The 18,587-nt window shown below is 60.0% G+C and carries 21 protein-coding genes; 13 read left to right on the top strand and 8 right to left on the bottom strand.

Translation table 11 applies throughout. The annotated features are described in order from the left end of the window. Nucleotides 1–62: 62 nt before the first annotated feature. The 3 genes from VPH47_RS19230 to VPH47_RS19220 all read right to left on the bottom strand — a co-directional run bounded on the left by VPH47_RS19230 (nt 63) and on the right by VPH47_RS19220 (nt 1,526). Nucleotides 63–431 (bottom strand): hypothetical protein, encoded by a 369-nt coding sequence (locus VPH47_RS19230; protein ID WP_368851520.1) that lies wholly within the window; start codon nt 429–431, stop codon nt 63–65. Between the two features lie 453 nt (nt 432–884). Then, a complete protein-coding gene (locus VPH47_RS19225; protein ID WP_368851519.1) occupies nt 885–1,310 on the bottom strand; it encodes an energy transducer TonB in 426 nt (141 codons plus the stop codon). Between the two features lie 90 nt (nt 1,311–1,400). Next, the gene (locus VPH47_RS19220; protein WP_368851607.1) at nt 1,401–1,526 is read right to left on the bottom strand and encodes a hypothetical protein; all 126 of its coding nucleotides are present in this window, start codon (nt 1,524–1,526) and stop codon (nt 1,401–1,403) included. 679 nt (nt 1,527–2,205) lie between these two features. On the opposite strand from VPH47_RS19220, the gene VPH47_RS19215 reads away from it, so the two are divergent. From VPH47_RS19215 to VPH47_RS19195, 5 genes are all read left to right on the top strand, one after another. After that, entirely contained in the window at nt 2,206–3,252 is a 1,047-nt protein-coding gene (locus tag VPH47_RS19215; RefSeq protein ID WP_368851518.1) for a helix-turn-helix transcriptional regulator, read from the top strand. A gap of 58 nt (nt 3,253–3,310) precedes the next feature. After that, nucleotides 3,311–4,411, top strand: a complete 1,101-nt coding sequence (locus VPH47_RS19210; protein ID WP_180854870.1) for a chemotaxis protein — start codon at nt 3,311–3,313, stop codon at nt 4,409–4,411. Nucleotides 4,412–4,474: 63 nt separating this feature from the next. Then, nucleotides 4,475–6,130, top strand: a complete 1,656-nt coding sequence (locus VPH47_RS19205; protein ID WP_368851517.1) for a hypothetical protein — start codon at nt 4,475–4,477, stop codon at nt 6,128–6,130. 703 nt (nt 6,131–6,833) lie between these two features. Next, nucleotides 6,834–7,844, top strand: a complete 1,011-nt coding sequence (locus tag VPH47_RS19200; protein ID WP_368851516.1) for a hypothetical protein — start codon at nt 6,834–6,836, stop codon at nt 7,842–7,844. 68 nt (nt 7,845–7,912) lie between these two features. Continuing rightward, nucleotides 7,913–8,161 (top strand): hypothetical protein, encoded by a 249-nt coding sequence (locus tag VPH47_RS19195; protein ID WP_368851515.1) that lies wholly within the window; start codon nt 7,913–7,915, stop codon nt 8,159–8,161. Nucleotides 8,162–8,517: 356 nt separating this feature from the next. Here the strand turns inward: VPH47_RS19195 and VPH47_RS19190 are convergent, their stop codons facing one another. Further along, nucleotides 8,518–8,703 carry a hypothetical protein gene (locus VPH47_RS19190; protein ID WP_368851513.1) on the bottom strand — a complete coding sequence of 62 codons (186 nt, stop codon included), beginning with the start codon at nt 8,701–8,703 and terminating at the stop codon, nt 8,518–8,520. Between the two features lie 79 nt (nt 8,704–8,782). Further along, nucleotides 8,783–8,911, bottom strand: coding sequence for a hypothetical protein (locus tag VPH47_RS19185; protein WP_368851512.1), 129 nt, complete (start codon nt 8,909–8,911; stop codon nt 8,783–8,785). A gap of 366 nt (nt 8,912–9,277) precedes the next feature. On the opposite strand from VPH47_RS19185, the gene VPH47_RS19180 reads away from it, so the two are divergent. From VPH47_RS19180 to VPH47_RS19155, 6 genes are read left to right on the top strand one after another with little or no spacing between them, the layout of a single operon-like run. Continuing rightward, complete coding sequence (locus VPH47_RS19180) at nt 9,278–9,505, top strand: PAAR domain-containing protein (protein ID WP_368851511.1); 228 nt, start codon at nt 9,278–9,280, stop codon at nt 9,503–9,505. A 2-nt stretch (nt 9,506–9,507) separates the two neighbouring features. Continuing rightward, nucleotides 9,508–9,948 (top strand): DUF4123 domain-containing protein, encoded by a 441-nt coding sequence (locus VPH47_RS19175; protein ID WP_368851510.1) that lies wholly within the window; start codon nt 9,508–9,510, stop codon nt 9,946–9,948. Continuing rightward, nucleotides 9,938–10,291: a hypothetical protein gene (locus VPH47_RS19170; RefSeq protein ID WP_263469223.1), complete on the top strand. Its 354-nt coding sequence runs from the start codon at nt 9,938–9,940 to the stop codon at nt 10,289–10,291. The genes VPH47_RS19175 and VPH47_RS19170 overlap by 11 nt, the downstream gene beginning before the upstream one ends. A gap of 2 nt (nt 10,292–10,293) precedes the next feature. Beyond that, nucleotides 10,294–11,013: a Tox-REase-5 domain-containing protein gene (locus tag VPH47_RS19165; RefSeq protein ID WP_368851509.1), complete on the top strand. Its 720-nt coding sequence runs from the start codon at nt 10,294–10,296 to the stop codon at nt 11,011–11,013. After that, a complete protein-coding gene (locus VPH47_RS19160) occupies nt 11,010–11,711 on the top strand; it encodes an Imm52 family immunity protein (RefSeq protein ID WP_180854863.1) in 702 nt (233 codons plus the stop codon). The genes VPH47_RS19165 and VPH47_RS19160 overlap by 4 nt, the downstream gene beginning before the upstream one ends. Before the next feature lie 10 nt (nt 11,712–11,721). Continuing rightward, entirely contained in the window at nt 11,722–13,146 is a 1,425-nt protein-coding gene (locus VPH47_RS19155; RefSeq protein WP_368851507.1) for a GAD-like domain-containing protein, read from the top strand. A gap of 230 nt (nt 13,147–13,376) precedes the next feature. On the opposite strand, the gene VPH47_RS19150 is transcribed toward VPH47_RS19155, so the two are convergent. Further along, complete coding sequence (locus tag VPH47_RS19150; RefSeq protein WP_368851506.1) at nt 13,377–15,008, bottom strand: hypothetical protein; 1,632 nt, start codon at nt 15,006–15,008, stop codon at nt 13,377–13,379. 336 nt (nt 15,009–15,344) lie between these two features. On the opposite strand from VPH47_RS19150, the gene VPH47_RS19145 reads away from it, so the two are divergent. Beyond that, complete coding sequence (locus VPH47_RS19145; RefSeq protein WP_368851505.1) at nt 15,345–16,490, top strand: YncE family protein; 1,146 nt, start codon at nt 15,345–15,347, stop codon at nt 16,488–16,490. A gap of 168 nt (nt 16,491–16,658) precedes the next feature. Further along, nucleotides 16,659–17,513 carry an HNH endonuclease gene (locus VPH47_RS19140; RefSeq protein ID WP_368851504.1) on the top strand — a complete coding sequence of 285 codons (855 nt, stop codon included), beginning with the start codon at nt 16,659–16,661 and terminating at the stop codon, nt 17,511–17,513. A gap of 115 nt (nt 17,514–17,628) precedes the next feature. On the opposite strand, the gene VPH47_RS19135 is transcribed toward VPH47_RS19140, so the two are convergent. Both VPH47_RS19135 and VPH47_RS19130 read right to left on the bottom strand, forming a co-directional pair. Further along, nucleotides 17,629–17,928 (bottom strand): hypothetical protein, encoded by a 300-nt coding sequence (locus VPH47_RS19135; protein WP_350259799.1) that lies wholly within the window; start codon nt 17,926–17,928, stop codon nt 17,629–17,631. A 177-nt stretch (nt 17,929–18,105) separates the two neighbouring features. After that, nucleotides 18,106–18,585, bottom strand: a complete 480-nt coding sequence (locus tag VPH47_RS19130; RefSeq protein WP_164161749.1) for a DUF4440 domain-containing protein — start codon at nt 18,583–18,585, stop codon at nt 18,106–18,108. Between the last annotated feature and the right edge of the window lie 2 nt (nt 18,586–18,587).

The raw sequence follows: 18,587 nt of genomic DNA, 5'->3' as shown, positions 1-18,587 counted from the left end.
AGCGGCGAACTCCGTAGTTGACCTGCCTCAACTATCTGAGGCAGGTCGCTCATGCACACGCGCTACTCCCTTACCTGAACCCGCTCACTAGCCATCACAGTCAACGCCACACAAGCCATCTTCAACCCTTCCATAACCCGATCCCCCAGATACTCCTCGGGCGCGCCGTTCTGCCGAGTCCGCTCCGCAGCCAGCATCAGCTCCGCGACCACGCGCAGACCGGCCAGTGCACAGTCCGCATCCGCCAGCTGAAGGCAGCGCCCAGGCAGTTGATGCCGCTCCGGCCAAGGCTGGCCATCCGCAGCCACACCAGATCCGATGCGGCGCAGCGTGGCGACGAAGGTGTTGGGATCGGGGGACGGTTCGCGCTCGGCGTCGGCGTTGTCCGGATCGTACTGCGCGTGCAGGGAACGGAAGTCCGATGTGTTCATGGCAATGCTCCGTACAGGACAGATAGCAGCGCCACCAATAAAGGTGGCGGACGGTGCGGGCTCGAAAACCGGTGAATACCCAAGCCGGCGGGCCCGAAGGCCCCCACGCACCGCCCGCCATGGAACGCGAACGGATTACCAGCCGGCGCCATCCGAAGATGACGCCGACTGGCAAGCGCAAAGCATTGGGTATTCAGACGGGTTTTCGAGTCCCGCGCCACCCTTTTCCGGTGGCACGCCAAGAGATACCCGTGCAGCAACCAAATGCCAAGAAACCACAGGACTGATGATTGCCAGTCCTGACGCTTTCGGCATTGTCGCACACGGTGTTAAGCCAGCAAGCGATTGCGCTGCAACGGTCTTGAAGGGCTTGGCGCTATTGGCTCCAAGCGCAGGAAAGCCCGCAGCCAGGGCGATGGCCTAGAGCCAATCGCGACAGATTGGACCAGCGATTCAGCCGGGCGACGCCTCGGCCGTGGGCACGAAGGTCAGACGTACCCGTACCCGCGCATGCAACGCGACGCCCTCAACCACGACCGGATCAAAGCGCCATTGGTCCACTGCGGCAAGGGCCGCACGATCGAGCTCCCGCAGTCCGCTGGACCGCGCCACCATCACGTTGGAAACGTGGCCCAGCTCATCCAATTGAGCAACCAGCAGCACCGCCATGGGAGCCTGCAGGAAGGTGTCGGGCGGCGTGGCGAGGGCCGTTGAATACACAAAGGCGGGTGCCTGCTGCAGCTTGAAGGTGGGGTTGTCACCGGCCTCTACGAACACTTCAGTGGAAACCCGCGGGTCTGCCGCCATGGCCATGGCAGGTGTGGCGCCCAGCAGCATCAGAACGAGGGTCAGTGCCAGGGCGGTGTTCAAACGGGGCATACGTGCTTTCCATTCCGGTGCGCTACCAGCATAGCGGCCACACCCTGGCATCGCTTGCCTTGAATGCTAGGGGCCGTACTGCTGCACGGGTCATACAGGCGCACCTGGTCGTGGCCACAGCGCATCGTCGCGCTCCAGGTCGTAGTCGCTGCCGAACGCCAGCGCCGCCTCGCCCGGCGGCAGGTCTGCGTAGCAGCCCAGCAGGTACTCATCCATGCCGGCGTCTCAGTGGTCCGCAGCCACAGACATTGCGTGTGCCTTATCAGCGAAGTCGCCCTGGCCATTGCCGATGAGGTGGATCGACAGCAGAAGTACCAGCGAGTGCGGTGCCGAACGCAGATTGCCGCGAAATTCTTAATGAGTCGTCGAAGGCGCCCGGATGTAGAGAGCTGTCGTAAATGCCCGGATCTCGGCTTCAGATTGTCAGCGCATTTTCGATTAGGAAGTTAGCGGCGCCGCACAGAGGATCTTTAGGCTTGTTTCTGGTCTCCATGAGTTGCATAAATTCCTATGGAAATCAGGGCCATCCTGTCGTTCCAATGTCGTAGACTCTGCAAAAATGGATTGGCCCACAGGGGGGCTGAAGATGAAAGGGAATTCTCTCGTGGCGGCAGGGATACTGTCGCACGGCCCAGGCGCGCCTTGCGCCGCCAATCTTTCTATGGTTTTTGACCCGCCTCAACTTCGGTGCACCAAGCCGATGGCCTTGCCCACGGCTGCGCGGTAACGGGCAACGACGCCTGTACCCAAGCACGCGCCACGCACTCAACACCGATCATTTGAATCTCAGTCGTACTGATCAGTATGAGGCGACACGGATTGTCGCGTGCTCCCCGCAGTCTGTTCCCACACTTTGAGGGGGGGCGACGACTTAGGTCGGGCCCAGCAAGGAACCATGAGTCAACGCTCAAACAAGGACCCACTCGCCAGGAATCTTGTCCTGTTGCGCCTGATCCCGCGCTATCCGCGCAGCATCTCCACAGTTGAACTGCGTGATGCGCTGTGGGCGGAGGGGTTTGATATTAACTTGCGCTCGTTGCAGCGCGATCTCTCGGGAAAGCTGAGTACGCTCTTCCAGCTGGTATGCAGCTCAGAAGACAGTGATGAGGCTGTGCGTCGCTTGCGTCCCTATCGATGGTCATTTGCTGTAGACGCCCAGACGACGGTCCCCTCCATCAGTCCGGCGGCGGCGTTGGCGATGACCATGGCGGAGGAGCACCTTCGCCATATCCTACCGCCTACCGTTCTCGATCTGCTGGATCCGCATTTCAACGAGTCCCGCGCTTTGCTGCAGGCGATGGACCACAACGGCCTTTCGCAGTGGTCTCGGCGTGTTCGGGTAGTCCCCCCCGTGAAGCCGCTTCTACCTGCTTCGGTTGTGCCGGAGATCTGGGACCGCGTTGCTACCGGTCTACTCGCCGGTCGCGTACTTCAGGTTCGGTATCTCAGCCGCGCAAAGGAGACGCCGGTAGAACTGTTGCTTCATCCCGCGGGACTGGCATCGCGCGGAGCGACGACTTATCTGATTGCTCGCGTCGGCGACTTTGATGATTTTCGCCACTATGCCTTGCATCGCATCCTGGACATCTCTGTACAGGAGGAGGAAGCCGACGATCGTGGCTTCGATATGCCGAGCTATCTCCAGTCGGCGGCCTTCAGCCCTCGCAATAGTATCGGGACTACAGAGCTGCATGCCGAAGTGCATCCGCATCTAGCCTGGGCCCTGGCAGAAACGCCGCTTGCCAACGGGCAGCAACTGCAGGTCATCGAAGGAAGTGACTGGCAACGGCTGCGGGTCCAGGTGCCTGATGACCAAGAGATGATCACTTGGATTCTGGCCCAGGCCGAGCGCATCCGTGTAGTTGAGCCGGACTCCCTCCGTCGGAGCATCGCCACCCGCGTGCAAAGCGCTGCTGCGGCCTACTTGCTGACCGACGCCTGATTCACACCCCCAACGCTGTTCATACCCGAAACCACCACCACTGCCAGGAAACACGGACATGCCCCTCCCTATCATCATCGGTCTCGGCGCTGCGGCGGCCCTCTCGGTTGGCGCCAAGAAGGCTTACGACGGCTATAAGAAGCACAGTGAATCGGACGATATCGCCGACGCCGCGCGCTCGCGTTACCAGGTTCGCCGTGAGCAGTTCGATCGCCACGAGGCTAAGGCACTTGACTCACTCGATGCGCTCGGACAATTGGAACTGAGTATCGGAAAGGACTTCGAGCGTTTCTCATTGCTGTCGGCAGCATTGCTGCAGCAGCTCAACCAGAGTCGTGATCTGAAGCTCGAGGTCAAGCTGCCGCGCCACACGTTGCAGAAGATCGAAGCCTATGCGTACTCCGCGGTGGGTGTGCTGGGGAGCATTGCCGGCGCGGGTGCTGGTGGTGTCGCCGCTGGCTTCGCCGTGTATGGCGGCGTGATGACGTTTGCTGCGGCATCCACGGGTACTGCAATCTCCAGTCTGGCGGGTGTTGCGGCGACGAACGCGACGCTGGCGGCTATCGGTGGGGGCTCGCTGGCTGCTGGTGGGCTGGGTATCGCAGGCGGGACGGCCATCCTGGGGGCTGCAGTGGCCGCCCCCATCTTTGCGATTGCGGGTTGGGCCTACGACAGCCACGGCGACAAGGCGCTGAAGAATGCCAAGCAGTCCAGCATTGAGGTCGACAAGGCTGTTTCCAAGATGGAAAAGGCAGGCGTTTCGCTTGCGAGCACCGCGCTGTCCGCGCGCAAGGTCAAGGCCGCGCTGGAAGAGATCCGTGTCAGCTTCGAGCGCTACCTCGATACTCTGGAGGGCATGGACAGTCTCGTCAGCGGTCTGAGCCGTCTGGATCGAAACGTCGATGAAGAGCTTTCGAAGTTCGAGGACGAAATCATGCTGGCCATCGGGAATGGCTACGCGTTGGCGGCGATCCTCACCGACATCATTTCTACCCCGCTGTTCAAGGTCAAGATGAAGGACGGCGATGTAGTGGTAAGCACCGATGGCGTGCCGCAGATGGAGACCGACGCGGATGGATCGATGATCCTCAACAAGGACGGCATTGACGCGGCATTGGCTGAAGGTCGCAACAGCGCAATGCGGTTCAACGCCCAGTAAGTATTCAGTGGCGGGTGCGTGTCATCCGCCACCTTCATCAGATCTCCCAATTTGGACTATCCCATGACCTCATCGTATGCAGATCACGATTTCGACTGGATGCCCCAGTTGGAGAAGACCGTCGTGAACAGCCTGGCAACCAGCTTTGGCCTCGACTTCCTGTTGCTGCAGGATAAACAGGGTGGGGATGTGGACACCATCCACAATGTTCGCCAGGGGCACTACGTGGCGGATGGTGACAGCGGTGCCGCCAATACCGAGAGACGGCGGTATGAAGACCAGGAGAAGTACGACGCCACGGCTTATCACACCCATGCGAACTATAGGGAACAGGGCAGGGCCGACAAAGCGAGTCACCAGGCAGGCACGCTCAGTGACCCCTATCGTGGGAAGACCATGGGCGCGGAGGACAAGCGTGCCTTGGATCATGTCATCGCGGCCAAGGAGGTTCATAACGATCCCGGGCGCGTGCTGGCGGAGCTGGATGGCGTAGAGCTTGCCAACCGATCCAGCAACCTGCAGTCAACGCACCAGACCATGAACTCATCCAAAGGCGCCAAGCCGATCGATGCGTATCTGGCCGACGTCTCCAGAACTATCAAGGAGAATGAGCGGAAGATCGCGGCGTGGAAGCGGGAGCTGGATGCGTTGCCGCGCGACACCCCGGAACAGCAGCATCACGCAAGAACCCTGGAGGCTGGTATTGCCAAGGTTGAGAAGCGCAATGACACGCTGAAGGACATTGACCAGGAGGGAATGCGTCAGCGTGATGCTGAAGCGCGCGATGCCTATGAGCGGGAGGTCAATGTCGCTTACTACACCGGTAGCAAGTTCCTTAAGAATACTGCGTATGCGTCCGCGAACGTCGGGTTGCGTATGGGGTTGCGCCAGGTCCTGGGGTTGATTGCAAGTGAGGTTTGGTTTGAGTTGCGAGCCAAACTTCCGTCAGCCCTGAAAGGCTTGAAGAGGCGCTTCACGTTTGAGCGATTTCTTCATAGGGTCAGTGCGCTGCTCAGTGGTATCTGGCGCAGAGTCCAGCGCCGATTCCGCGACTTGCTTGCAGAATTTGGAGATTCCTTCCTTGGCGGCGTTGCGGCCAGCATAACTACGACGGTCTTCAACATCTTCGCAAGGTCGGCCAAGAATACCGCCAAGATCGTCCGCGAAATGTGGGGATCGTTGGTGAAGTCGATCAAGATCATGTGCCTCAATCCTGGCAGGTTGAATGACATCGATCAGAAGCGGGCAGCACTGGAAGCACTCACTGTGGGCGCAGGAGCGATAGCGGCCTCACTGGTTCTGAGCCAGCTGGCAGCGCTTTCTGCGACCCCCATCATCGGCGGACCGCTGGTTTCGTTCCTGGCCGCACTGGTGAGTGGCGTGGTGACGTTGGGCTTGACCTGGTCACTTCTGCATAGCCCTTTGGCTGCCAAGATTTGGGACTTCATGGCGCGCAGCGCACATGTCCAGACCCTGGCGGACTTCATTGAGATCAATCGGCGACTTGATACCTACCTGATGGAACTGGCAGCCATTGAACTGAATGTTGATCCGTGCGCGATGGTTGAGTTTGCACAGGACCTGACGGCCTGCAATGCCGAGTTTGAGCGCTCGTTGGTGCTGGCGATTGAGATCGAGCGACGTGGCATTGCATTGCCATACGAGGTTGGCAACGTATCTGGCACGCGCGCGTGGCTTTCTGGACTGGCCAGGGCGTGAACGCGCCGTTTCCGTGCAGCGGCTGCGGACTTTGTTGCCAGCAGGTCCATGTGGCTGAACAGACGCGCTACTTGGACCGAGGGGATGGGGTATGCCGCCACTACTGCGAAGAGCAGCGGCGCTGTGGCATATACGAAGATCGGCCCGACATTTGTCGGGTCGATCTTCAATTCCAGAGGCACTATGCGGCAACAATGTCTTGGGATGCCTTCGTTGAGATCAACGTACAGGCATGCCGCTTTTTGCAGGCACAGCCTTCGCCTGGGTCTGATCAGCGCAGTTCCTGATCGTGACCCACCCCCGAAAAACCGGGCCAGCGTAAATTGGAGACTTCGTCCCGCATGGGCCCCCGCGGATCACGAGGATTCAGGCGATGAAGAGGAGCGCCCCACAGTGCACTGGCATTGAAAACCCCTGCGGAACTCGCCCGAGAACACGGGTTCCAAGCGAATTCCCTGGTGCCAAAAGAGGGCGAAATCTCTACCGGCTGATGGCCCTGCTATTGGCGGTTGGCCAGTCTGGAGGCATGACCTATCGGCACGACCTCACTAATCTTTAGATTGAGAATGGGCGGCGCTGAGAGATTCAATGTTCCTCTTGCGGGGTCAGTTCGCCTGAGTTGCCGTGAGGGCGCCACTGCTATGATCTTCCCAGGACGCTGGCGCTGACAGATGGCCTGAAGGAAACCGTTAAATGACAGGGGATGTTGATGTTCATCATGCTTGAACAGCGTGCAGAGATCGCGCGCGCCCAGGAGCTGCTTGAGCTGACGCTGGAACAACAAAGCGACGGTAACGTGGTTCGTGATATCGGTTATCCCGGTGGTCGACGCCCGGGCGAAACGATCAAGACCTTCGGCAAGTACTGGTATTGGCCCGGCGCGCTGAAGGCGGGCTCCACCACGACCCCGCGCCGGTTGAACTGGTTTGGTCTCTATTCTGACAATGATGGTGTCAGCATCACCGTCGAGGTCAATGTCGTAGAAGAAGGCCGCAATGATCGAGTAGGCGGATTCTTCGCCCGCGATTCGGACACTGGCCGGATCTACCTTTTTCACTCTGCGCGGATCGGTGGTGGCCGGACAGGTGTGGGCAAAGAAGCATTTCTTGCCTGGAGCAACGAACCCCTGCGCCAAGTGATGGACTCGGAGGGCGCCTATCGTGAGGGCGTGCTGATGGGGCCGGTGGGGGGCAAGGGTGCTGCGCGCACGTTGCTGCGCTACGTAGGCATAGTTGCAGCGTTCAAGGATGCTGTACGCGAAGGCGAAGTGGACTCACCCGAATTCCAGCGCCGATTGGCGCAATTGCGGGAGTACTACGCCGAGCCCATGGGCCCCCGTTCCGGCCATCGCGGCCGCGTGCTGGATTACATATCGCGGCACGGCGAGGTGGTCGATGCGCTGAGCACGTGGCTTCAGGAAGCGGGCCTCAAGCGAGGGCGACGGCTGGTGAAGAACGTGCTGATTGACCTGGGTGTCGCCAAGGGCGATCAACTTGAGGACGTCTTTGAGATAAAAACTTCGACCGATCGGTCGAGTGTTTATGCTGGAATCGGGCAGTTGATGGTGCACGGCGTGCGAGCCGGTCGCCGCGTGCTCGTCCTGCCGGAAGAAGGAGTATTGCCGGCTGGTATTGAGGAAGCGCTGGAAGAGCTTGGAATAGAGCTGCTGCGTTTTCGCCTTACACCCAATGACGTCGTGCTACCCATGGCGTAAGCCACCAAGCAGCTACGGGCGCGGGTTAGCCAGGTGTAGCGTGATACTTGAACACTTCAGGGGGGATCATGGACTGGGGCTACAAGGAGCTGGGAAAGGCGTGGCGCAAGATCAGCGACGCATCTGGCGCAGGCGAGACCACGAAAGCCTGTGCATCGTTTGCGGGCGATCTGTTGTGGAATGCCGGGCGGTATGTGGTGACCGAAGGGCCTGGCGTCATGGCCAAAGCGGTAGAGAAGCAACTGAATGAGAACAAGGATCTGGCGCCCGAGAGGCGTGAGCAGATGCAGGAATTTGTGGACAAATACAAGAAGTAGACTGCCATTACGGCGGCCCGCAACAAGTGTTGGATGACCGAACCAAACCCAAGCGGTGGGGCGTGATGGGCAAGTATCAGATTATCTTTGATGTACGAAAGGGCAGCGACTCGACGGGCGTTAATCCTGTCGTGCAGGCAGATTCGGACTACATGGCGGCAAGGCTTGCCGAGGCAAAGCTGCGCAGGTCCTGACCCAGCTATTCCGCGTCATCCCCAAGGCGGATGTAGGAGAGTTCTGGGCCGATCCCATTGATGTCTCGGAACCTCAGCGACGACAGCCCCGCCACAGCACCGAAACGCGAAACGTGCCGATTGGGACGCGGCTTAACTCTGCAGCGCCAGTGCAGGCATCGGCTACAGGAACGGCGTGCGGGGCAGATCGTAGTCGTTGCCAAAGGCCATCGCCGCCTCACGCGGTTGCAGATTCGCGTAGCAGTTGAGCAGGTACTCATCCATGCCTGCATCGCTGTGGCCGACGGCAAACAGGCCCAGAAGGGCCTCGTCAAAGTCCTCCAGCCACTCGGCGTCGATCTTGGCCATGGTTATCCTCCTCGGGGCAAGGGGGGCGTGGCGGTATCTCACGGACTGGAACGGGGCGAGCTGCGGGCAAAGACCAGGCTCACGCGGCCCCCGATCGGCATGGCGTGGCCACCTGAGGGGAGGCGAACCGCCATTGCCCCACCGCCGCAAGCGCGGCGCGGTCGAGATCGCGCAGGCGACTGGAGATGGCGATGGGGACGATCTGCACGTTCCCGAGTGGTGACGCTTACGGCATTGTTTCACGCTGTGCATTGCCCGAATGCTCTGCTGTGAGATGGTGCCGGGTGTCGTTGAGTTGCTGCCCCAAAGCATCTGACGAGGAACAGCCAACAAAGCCCTGTAATTCCGACCACGACAGCCCCGCTGCAGCGCCGAAATGGAAAACGGGTCGATTGCGATATGGTTTGAATTCTCCGCGATAGATCCAGTCCAACGTTTCCAGTCATGGGTTGGAGATCGCAGTTCATCTTTCACTACAGGGCGCTAGACGCATCATGTGATAGCGTGAAATCCAATGCGCAGCGAGACCACAATGCTGAAGTCATTGACAGTCATGCAGAGTTGACTAGCAAGAATGTTCATCGCTTTAGGTCACAGGAACACTGGTGGCGGAACGGTCATCACGGGATCACCCGATACAGACATTGATGGAATGCAAGTCGCCCGAATAGGTGATAAAGCCGTGTGCCCGCTGCACAAGGGTGTTTTCCCCAGAGTCACGGGTGATGGCACGCTGATTATCGACGGTCAGGCAGTGCATTGTCAGGTTGGCAAGAGCGCTGCGGCATATCTGGAGCACTAACCATGTATACCTATCTCATCGTTGACTGTGCCGTTAGGCCAGATGCCGCTCGCACGTTGCGCTTCTATGCCCAGGATCTCCTGCACCGTTCCTTGTTCCGTGGCCAACCGGAGGCCAAGCACGCTGATGTAGGCCCATGGCTGGTCAAGCTGGACGGAGTAACAACACTGGATGGGTGGCTTAACGCCCTGGAGGGGACTGGGGATTGTGTGCCGTGTGTTAGCCATCTGAAGAGCAGCTGTGATTTTGAAACAGTCTTCGCGCACCTTCAGTCGTTCCTGGACTTGCATCTATCCGATGGCTCGCGTGCGCTATTTCGCTTCTGGGATCCCAGGGTGTTCACGCGCTTGCAGTGCGTTCTGACCCGCGAACAGCTCCAGGGTCTCATGGCGCCATTTTCCGAATGGTGCACCGCCAAAGGAATATTGAAGAATGCCTATTGAGCTGACCGCAGAGCAGGAAGCCCTGCTGCGCTTGCCAGAGCCTGAATCGTTTACCGGACGCATTGCTGCGGAACTCCGACGCGACATGCCTGAAGATATCCACCATACGTCGGATCAGCAGTTGTCGAGTGCGGTGCGCGAGTCGTATGACTTTGCGACCTACGAATTGCATATTACTCGCGTGCCGACTCTGGTGCGGTGGGTGCGAGCAGACACGACCCACAATGGATTGTTGCGGCGAGAACCCGCCGTGGTCCTGAAGATGAAGGTTGCTGCCAACCCCAATCTAACAGCGGAGGATCTGTTGTCGATCTTCCGTGCACAGACAAATTGGAGGAACTGACGATGGCCAGTGCGCTGCCAATTGGAGGGCGAGCTATCGGCGAAGTCATTCGGCGTTCTGCGTCGTTGGAGCGGTTGCGGCGTGCCATTGGTGTCATACCAATTGAGCAAGCAAAGGAGGGGGATTGCACAAACCAAAGCAGCTCAACCGAATGCAATCAGTGCAAGCTGGATCAAGGTGTGTTGGTGCCTGCCGTGCCGCGTCGAGCGGTTCGCCGCGAGAACAAGGTCAATTGGGACTACCAGTTACAGATCGCCAACATGAATGCTGGGCCCGAAAGGTTCAGCTATTGTGACAAGAACACTGGCTTGCCGATCACTGATTTCGACACATCCCTTGCCGGGCGAGCATGGTCCGCACTCAAGGGCGGATCTCAACCAGACGCCGAGCAATTGAACCTCTTGGAATGGCTGTATGGCGGCGTCTACTTCGATGGCTTCTGGAGGGCCCAATGTACCGTGGTGGATGCGAAGGGCCGTTACGCGCAATTCCTCTCCCGGGACGACGGGGCGCCCAAGCTGGGGTTCCCAAGTCGATTCGTATTCCCGGGCATGATTGAGGAGGCTGGTCGGCAGATTGCGGCCATCAACACCGCTTCGCCGCAAGGAAAGCTGCAATGGCATTTCATGGAGATAGAGGTCTATAGATGGGCCTCATCCAGCATTCCGCCACCCGTTGTCTGTGTCCACACCCCATACATTCAGCAGGTTGTCCACGCATGATATTCGCGATCCTTCGTTTCGACATCGGTCAGCGAGTCGAGACCGACTTTCGTGGCGCCTACCGTCAACTGTTGGCAACGCTACGGCGCATCCCTGGTAACAACGAATGGTTCTGCGGGGAGAACACACCTAAGCAGAAGCTCATTCCCTTTGAGGATGAGGACGCCGTTGTGGAGAGGTTGCGGGAACGCGCCGATCGAATGGGGTCAACGTCATTCAGTGCGTCCGTGGTCAACGACAACGGAACCAAGCGGCGGCCAGGGCTGATCGAAATAGACTACATCCCGGCAATGGGGTACATGACGGTCTCCCTGTATCGGCCAGATCAGTTGCACGCCAACCCGAGCCGTTTGGTTGCAGAGACCTTGCTTTCATTGCTTGAGGGAGAGCCGGGAACCACGTTTGCCTTTGCTGACATCTACGACAAGGTGGATGGTGAATTTCAGTTCTATAAGACCAAGTACGCTACCTTCCCGCATCGGCAGTGCGTGGGCTGGATGGCGTACGTACGCCAGGCGGTCAGTCGACAGCAGCTCCCTCTGGCCGCAGACGTGCTGCCCGCTCCAGGCGGCTCCATCGTGGTGTCCATTGATCAGGCATTTGATCTGTCGAACAAGGAACACATCCAACGCGCCAACGAAGTCGAAATGGAAATGAACGACCTGGGCCTGCTTGCCGTCACAGATCCAACGTTCTAGGGGTGCTTGCGTGGTCTTTCTTCGCCGACTCACCCTACATCGCTTCGTAAAGGTGCACCCTCCATCACGGCAGGTTTCGCCGGCTTCCCGTGAGCTTGTTTCCGCCTATGAGGGTGTTGTTCCTGCCAGCCTTCTCGAACTGTGGCGTCGAAAAGGTCTCGGATTTTATGGCGACCTTCAACTTGCCCTGATCGATCCCCGGCCATGGCAACCCGTGCTCGATCGGTGGATCGTCTCGCCGCCCGACACCGTACGGCGCGTTCCCATCGCGCTTACGCCTTTCGGCACACTTCTTTACTACCGAAAGCTGACGGAATCTGACGAGGATGTGGTCTACATCGATCCCGTGTCAAAAAGGACGGGTGACCTGGCGTGGAGTCTCGATGACTTCTTCAACGAGCTCCTGTGTGAGCAGGAAGCGCTCGAATCGCTCATTTCACCAGCGTTGGTTCGCACCGCAAGAGAAGAGTGCGAAGCACTGGCCCCCGGCGAAGTCTACGAAGTCGATCAGATGCTGCTTTCCATGCAGATGCTACGGATCGCAAGGGTCGATGGGCTCGACATGCATCGCCGCCTTCGCGATGCCGTTGATTCGCCCAAGCCGAAGGCCGGCAAGCCGACGACAGTAGCCCACGCGCTGCCGGTCGGACATCTGTCCATGTTCGAGGGTATTGCAACAGGCCCGGGACTCGCTGGTCTGTATCTGTCCTCTTACATCGACTGGCATCGGCTGCTGGCGCTATTGCCGAGCGGACAGTACCGTCTGCTCTTCTGGCGTATTCATCACGAGACGTTCGAGCGAACGGAGATACGTGTTTACAGCGGCTGCTACGAAATCTCCGGTAACTCCGCGGGAGATGACATCGTTTCGCTGGACGTCACCCTGCGCAGCTATTCGCTAGGCAGTGACGCCAATGATGATGAACTGGTGGCGATGCATGCAGATGAAACGACCTTCCTGCTGCGTACCAATGAGTTGGAGGACATGGCAACCGCCATCGGCGGTCGCGACGTGATGGGGCGAAGTGAACACTATTTCCGTCGCGTTACGCTGGACGACCCATTCGTAGAAGAGCCTAGCGATGGCCGCGCAGCATCATCATTCACGAATTTGCCACATGCGCTACGAGCTTTGATACATGTCGCCCCCCTTCTGGCGACCATTACTCATGTCGGCGATCCAGACCCCGACGAAGAGTGTGAAGGCGAAGGCACCGTCATGTGCACGCTCAATCTAGGCGAGGATGACGGGTTGCGCATGAACATGCCGCTCTATTCGCCTGGCAATGCCAGTCGTCAGCTCAAGGGATGGGTTTGGGACATGGCACCGCGTGCTTGCAAGGCCGGCATCACATATCGGCGCGGGGACGATGGTGTCATTGAATGTGGGCCTATGGTCGGAGACGTGTTGACGACCCGGGCTCCGGATAGGTGATCCGTGCGACTGAACATTCACTTCGCGGCTTGATCACTACATGTTTTAGAAAGCCGAAAGACTTTTCACTTAGCGCCAAAGACATCAGGAGAAGGTCACTGCGGTACACGCTTTCGAAGCTCGGCGGCATTGAAAAGCGCAGGTGAGCGGGTAGTTCTTGGAGTCGCAGGCTTTAACGTAGTACCGCATCAAAGAAGAATGCCCCCGAGGTAAACCTTGGGGGCATCTCGTCAAACAGGTACGACCGGCTGCTGTGCCTGCGGCAATTCCGGTGGCCGTCCGCCGTGGCTCATCGCCTCGCGCACCTGATGTTCCTGCTGATAGAACTGCCCGGCGCGCTCCTGTGCATCACGGGTATAGTCCTGCAGTACATCGAACAATGCCTGCGATTCGTTGGGCAGCAGGTCCAGCGCGGTCACGTGCCGTCGGCCGCCACGTGCGAACGCCACTGAAGTGATCTCGGCCACGCATACGGCCACGCGCAGCGGCCCGAAGCGCACCGCGCCCTCGGCCAGCGTGCCATTGCCGGCGTACGCGTTTCCCGCCACGCGCTTGGCGCGGTGGAAGGTGCCGCGATAGCTCGCGCGGTACACGGTCGACTGGAAGTCCACGCGGTTCCACAGCTTGTGGGCAGACGCCAACGCGAACTGCGCCGAAGAAATGAAGCCCAGGGCGATCAGGCCCATCATTGCAGCGCCGCTGCTGCGTGCGTAGACGAAGGCGAACACCACGCCGGCCAGGCCCAGCACCAGCCCGAACAGGCCCAGCGCCAGCAGTGGGCGCTGCGTGTCAGAGTTCCACGCGGCCGCGAAGGCATCACCCAGCCGCGACGTGCTCTGCTCGGCGCGTACCACCGGCTCGGTTTCCAGCAGCAGGTGGCCATCGTAGGCGTCGTCGCTGACGTTGTGATACTCGGCGTGGTACTCGCTGGGGTAGGGCATGCGCGTCTTCAGGCGCTCCAGCAGGCCACCGGTCAGATCGGGCATCTGCAGATCCTCACGCACGATATGGCGTGCGGCAGAAGCGCTGTAGCTGCCGGTCTGTGCGATGAGCGAAACGGTGAACAATGCACTGGCGATCAGCGCGCTGCCCAGCACGGCAATCGTTGGTAGCACCACGGTACTGACCGCGAACGGTGGAGCGGGCACCTGCACTGGCGACAACGTAATCGCCAGCGGACCAGCAATGGAGAGCAGCAGCAGGACAACCATGGCGCCCCAGCGCGGGGGCGGCACGGCGTCAGGTGCGGCTTCCATCGCGCCGCGACGGATGGCTGCCAGCGTGGCGAACGGCTTCAGCAGCACCACTGCAAGTGCGAAGTAGAGGCCTGCCATCCATGCAAATGCGGCGGGCTGGGCGAATACCCAGGCCAGCGTGAAACTGATCAACACCGCGGCCAGGTAGACCGCGCGGCGCAGCTGCACTTCAGCATGCCAGCGGATGGCCGACGGTGCATGGATCAGATGCGGAACGAGGCCGTACAGCATGGACAACAGCGGATCATCCGGGCGCTGGCGCACCGTGATGCCGTCGTTGATCAGCCCCACCAGGTGATTGCTGACCGAAACGCCATCCGGCGCGGCGATCTTGCCCGCTTCGCCGGGCATGACGGTGAAGCGGAAGTAGCGCATCGCCACACCCACATGCACGCCGCCCAGCAGCAACAGCGTCAGGCCGGTGGCTGCGCGGCCTACCAGGCCCAGGCCCATGGCGCGCGCCTGTTCGGCGTTGCTGACACCGAGCAGCAGCACCAGGCCCAGCACCAGTGCGAACAACCCCAGGGTGAGATGAAGGGTATTGGGCAGCCGCATCGGGTTGACGGTGGCGGACTGGGACGGCGGTGTGCTGTATTCAGTGCTCATCGGATTCTCGAACGGACGCTTGAACGGCATTAGCGGCCGCGCCGGGAGGATCTTGAGCGGTGAAAGGCGAGATGAAGCGCCGTTGTGGAAGGCGAGCAACGCCAATCGTCCGCAATCGTTCTGCTCAATTCGCGACTTCAACGCACGAGGCTGGGGAGGGCTATGCCCTCACGTCGAACGCCTGCCACGCGTGCGCAGACGCACGCCACGCCCCCCCACCTGCTACCATTCCCCCGCTACCCCAGCCAGCCTTTCCGTGCGCACACGCCGGAACGGCCGTCTCCGTACGGCCCAGCGAGCCAGGACACCCTCCCGTGCCCTTTCAAGGATGCTCGCATGTTCCGTCATTCCGCTCTCCGCTCGGCCGCCCTGGCCCTTGCCGTCTCGCTCAGCCTTGGCGTGCCGTCCGCGTTCGCCGATAACGCCCCCGCCGCCAGTGCCACTACCGCCGTGCAGCGCCAGGCCGTGGCCAAGGGCCTGTACGAACTGGCCTACAGCCCGAAACAGAACGCCGTGTTTGTGGCCTCGTCCGGTGGCTTCGGCGATGACGCCGGCCCGGCCCAGGTGCTGCGCCTGAACCCGGCCACGCTGGCCGTGGAAACCCGTATCCCGCTGGAGCGCAAGGCCTTTGGCGTGGTGCTCGACGACGCCCACAACCGCCTGTACGTGGGCAACACCGTGGATCTGTCGGTGACCGTGGTCGACACCGCGCAGAACAAGGCCTTCGGCACCATCCAGCTGATGGAGAAGAAGACCGGCAAGGACGGCAAGGCCGCCTACACCCATGACCTGCGCGAGCTGGTGGTCGACAGCGCCGGCAACCGCCTGTACGTGACCGGCCACAGCAGCCAGCCGGACGTGAGCAGCGTGCTGTTCGTGATCGATACCACCACGCTGAAAGTGATCAACACCATCGACGGCTTGGGCAATGCGAAGGCACCTGGCCTGGCGTTGGATGCGGCCAACAAGCGCGTCTATACCAGCAACCTGCTGGCCGACCTGGTGGTGGTGGGCACCGATTCGAACAAGGTAGTGGCACAGCACAAGATCGCCGCCGAGCAGCCGATGAACATCGCGCTGGACCCGGCCAGCAAGCGCCTGTTCGTGACCGACCAGGGCTCGGAATTCCTGCGTGGCTACCAGGCCAAGAGCAGCGGCCTGGTCAGCAAGCATCCGGGCCAGCGCGTGCTGGTGCTCGATCGCAGCACTGGCAAGGAACTGGCCAGCATCCCGACCGACGCTGGCCCGCTGGGCATCCTGCTGGATGCACCGCGCAAGCGCCTGTACGTGACCAACCGCGAAGCGGGCACGGTGACGGCGTACAACAGTGACAGCTACCAGAAGGTGGCCACCTACAAGGTGCCGACCCACCCGAACAGCCTGGCGCTGGATGCGAAGAACAATGTGTTGTTCGTGAGCATCAAGAACGGCGAGAAGGATGACAAGGGCGCTGACGAGAGCGTGGCGCGGATTCAGTTGTAAGACATTCCGCAGCACTAAGGCGTAGCGAAGGCAGGGTATTCCCCTGCCTTCTTTGCATTTGGCAAAAGCGTGCCGATTACGACATCGAAAGGTACTATCCCGTCTCTAAGGCCAATAGGCCACATCAATTAGATGAGACAGGGGGAAGCAGGGATGGCGTACTGGTGGGTGAACCAGAAGAAGACCTTTGAGGCCTCGGCAAAGGGAGGCTTTCTGTGGTCGCCAAAGAAAAAGACCGACGGCCATCGCAGCGCCTTCTACGAGAACATGACCTTGGTACGGCCAGGCGACGTGGTCTTCGCCTTTGCCGACAAGCAGATCAGGGCTCTTGCCATCGTGAGTGGAGCGCACGCCGAAATGGCGCGTCCCGAGAGCTTCAAGACTGCCGACAGCGACTGGAACAACGACGGCTGGACGGTGCCGGTGCAATACCAGCTGGTCGAAGTCCCGCTTGAAGTGCGCAATCACATGGACCTGCTGGGACAGCATCTGCCCTACAAATACGCCCCCATCAAGGCGAGCGGAAAGGCCAATGAGGCGTATCTGTGCCCGGTGCCAGAGGGGATGGCGGAAGACCTTCTTGATCTGTTGAATACTGACCGCGAGGAGCTTCGTCAGTGGCGCGAGGAGGTGCCGATCTCTAGTGCAATTCGTTCGATTCAGAACGATGAAACGCTCTCGACGACCCAGAAGAAGCAGTTGATCAACGCGCGCGTTGGACAGGGCAAGTTCCGCAGTAGCGTGTGCGAGATCGAACCGATGTGTCGTGTAACCGGAACGACGAACCCAAATTTCCTTGTTGCCAGTCACATCAAGCGCTGGGCCGATAGCGATAACCACGAACGCCTCGACGGCAACAACGGGCTGATGCTTGCACCCCACATCGATCGACTGTTCGACCGTTGGCTCATTTCTTTCACGGACGATGGTGTGATGATCTTCAGTGAGGCGCTGCCGGATGGAATTCGCGCTCAGTGGGGATTGGAGCAGAAGATCGCGCCGAAACCGTTTAACGCAGAGTAGTTGCGCTACCTACAAGGACATAGGGAAAGGTTGGTTTCTATCTAAGTCGCAAAGTGCCGCCGAGCTTACCCCGGCAGCACCACTATTAGACTATTGCCGTGCGGATGGACGCAGGTCAATCTGCTTTGAAGAGGCCAAGACGATCGGACTCGCTCTTCGCGATGGTGGTGAGGAAATCACATCTATCGCGAATCTCGGGGAACTCTTCAGCCATCCACTCTGCCGGGACATAGGGGTGACCATCCAGCATCGCTACTATGGTGGGACTGTATTTCGCACACATAAGAACGACGTGCTCGGATTCAGCCAGCAGGGCCGGTAGGAACACCGTGCCGTCCCTCTTAGCGATGCCAAGAGTCAACAACTGCTTGGGGAACTTCTTTTCGGCTGGCTGCTCGAAGTCAATCCAGTACATCGACGTGTATCTCCTTTCTGGTGCAAATGTGCCAGCAAAGGATGAAGGTTGACCAGCCGAGATCCAACAAGCGACCCATGTAGAAGGCTGCGTTACAGATCACACTTTGTCGCGCATCGTTGGATGGCGACCCAGAACCATTGAAGTATGGCCGCATGTCACACGACGCTGCGCCGCTCAATCCGCCGGCCGATGGTCGTAGCTGATCACCCGCTCCACCTGCCACTGCCCATCCACCCGCCGCCAGACCTGGATGAAGCGGGCCTGGCCGGTCCAATGCTCCACACCCTTCGCATCGCGCTCGTGGAAGCGGTGGTCGCCGATCTCCAGCGCCCGCTCGTCGTGCAGCGGAAACACCTGCAGTGAGCTTTCCACCAGCTCACGGCGCAGATGCGTGTGGTTGGCGCGGGTGCTTTCACACAGCGCGGCCACGCTGCGGCGGAAGTCGTCGCGGTTGCTGGCGGACTTGCCGGCCTTGTCGTGGAAGAACTCCATGTCGTCGGTGGTCATCGACGCGGCCTTGTCGGCGTCACAGGCATCGAACGCGGCAGCGAACAGCTGCATGTCCGCTTGGCGGATCTGCTCGCGCAACGTGTCGGGTGCGGTCGGGGCGGCAGCCAGGCCGGCGGCCAACAGGGGCAGGGTGAGCAGCAGCATGA

It is taken from the genome of Stenotrophomonas sp. WED208 (assembly GCF_040984485.1).
Lineage (GTDB): Bacteria > Pseudomonadota > Gammaproteobacteria > Xanthomonadales > Xanthomonadaceae > Stenotrophomonas > Stenotrophomonas riyadhensis.
The sequence above is the reverse complement of the archived record's forward strand: the minus strand, read 5'-3'. Positions and strand labels throughout refer to the sequence as shown.

What these genes read in the sequence shown, in the direction of transcription:
- VPH47_RS19230 (WP_368851520.1), bottom strand. Translation starts at nt 431, where the DNA reads ATGAACACATCGGACTTCCGTTCCCTGCACGCGCAGTACGATCCGGAC.
- VPH47_RS19225 (WP_368851519.1), bottom strand. Translation starts at nt 1,310, where the DNA reads ATGCCCCGTTTGAACACCGCCCTGGCACTGACCCTCGTTCTGATGCTG.
- VPH47_RS19220 (WP_368851607.1), bottom strand. Translation starts at nt 1,526, where the DNA reads ATGGATGAGTACCTGCTGGGCTGCTACGCAGACCTGCCGCCGGGCGAG.
- VPH47_RS19215 (WP_368851518.1), top strand. Translation starts at nt 2,206, where the DNA reads ATGAGTCAACGCTCAAACAAGGACCCACTCGCCAGGAATCTTGTCCTG.
- VPH47_RS19210 (WP_180854870.1), top strand. Translation starts at nt 3,311, where the DNA reads ATGCCCCTCCCTATCATCATCGGTCTCGGCGCTGCGGCGGCCCTCTCG.
- VPH47_RS19205 (WP_368851517.1), top strand. Translation starts at nt 4,475, where the DNA reads ATGACCTCATCGTATGCAGATCACGATTTCGACTGGATGCCCCAGTTG.
- VPH47_RS19200 (WP_368851516.1), top strand. Translation starts at nt 6,834, where the DNA reads ATGTTGATGTTCATCATGCTTGAACAGCGTGCAGAGATCGCGCGCGCC.
- VPH47_RS19195 (WP_368851515.1), top strand. Translation starts at nt 7,913, where the DNA reads ATGGACTGGGGCTACAAGGAGCTGGGAAAGGCGTGGCGCAAGATCAGC.
- VPH47_RS19190 (WP_368851513.1), bottom strand. Translation starts at nt 8,703, where the DNA reads ATGGCCAAGATCGACGCCGAGTGGCTGGAGGACTTTGACGAGGCCCTT.
- VPH47_RS19180 (WP_368851511.1), top strand. Translation starts at nt 9,278, where the DNA reads ATGTTCATCGCTTTAGGTCACAGGAACACTGGTGGCGGAACGGTCATC.
- VPH47_RS19175 (WP_368851510.1), top strand. Translation starts at nt 9,508, where the DNA reads ATGTATACCTATCTCATCGTTGACTGTGCCGTTAGGCCAGATGCCGCT.
- VPH47_RS19170 (WP_263469223.1), top strand. Translation starts at nt 9,938, where the DNA reads ATGCCTATTGAGCTGACCGCAGAGCAGGAAGCCCTGCTGCGCTTGCCA.
- VPH47_RS19165 (WP_368851509.1), top strand. Translation starts at nt 10,294, where the DNA reads ATGGCCAGTGCGCTGCCAATTGGAGGGCGAGCTATCGGCGAAGTCATT.
- VPH47_RS19160 (WP_180854863.1), top strand. Translation starts at nt 11,010, where the DNA reads ATGATATTCGCGATCCTTCGTTTCGACATCGGTCAGCGAGTCGAGACC.
- VPH47_RS19150 (WP_368851506.1), bottom strand. Translation starts at nt 15,008, where the DNA reads ATGAGCACTGAATACAGCACACCGCCGTCCCAGTCCGCCACCGTCAAC.
- VPH47_RS19145 (WP_368851505.1), top strand. Translation starts at nt 15,345, where the DNA reads ATGTTCCGTCATTCCGCTCTCCGCTCGGCCGCCCTGGCCCTTGCCGTC.
- VPH47_RS19135 (WP_350259799.1), bottom strand. Translation starts at nt 17,928, where the DNA reads ATGTACTGGATTGACTTCGAGCAGCCAGCCGAAAAGAAGTTCCCCAAG.
- VPH47_RS19130 (WP_164161749.1), bottom strand. Translation starts at nt 18,585, where the DNA reads ATGCTGCTGCTCACCCTGCCCCTGTTGGCCGCCGGCCTGGCTGCCGCC.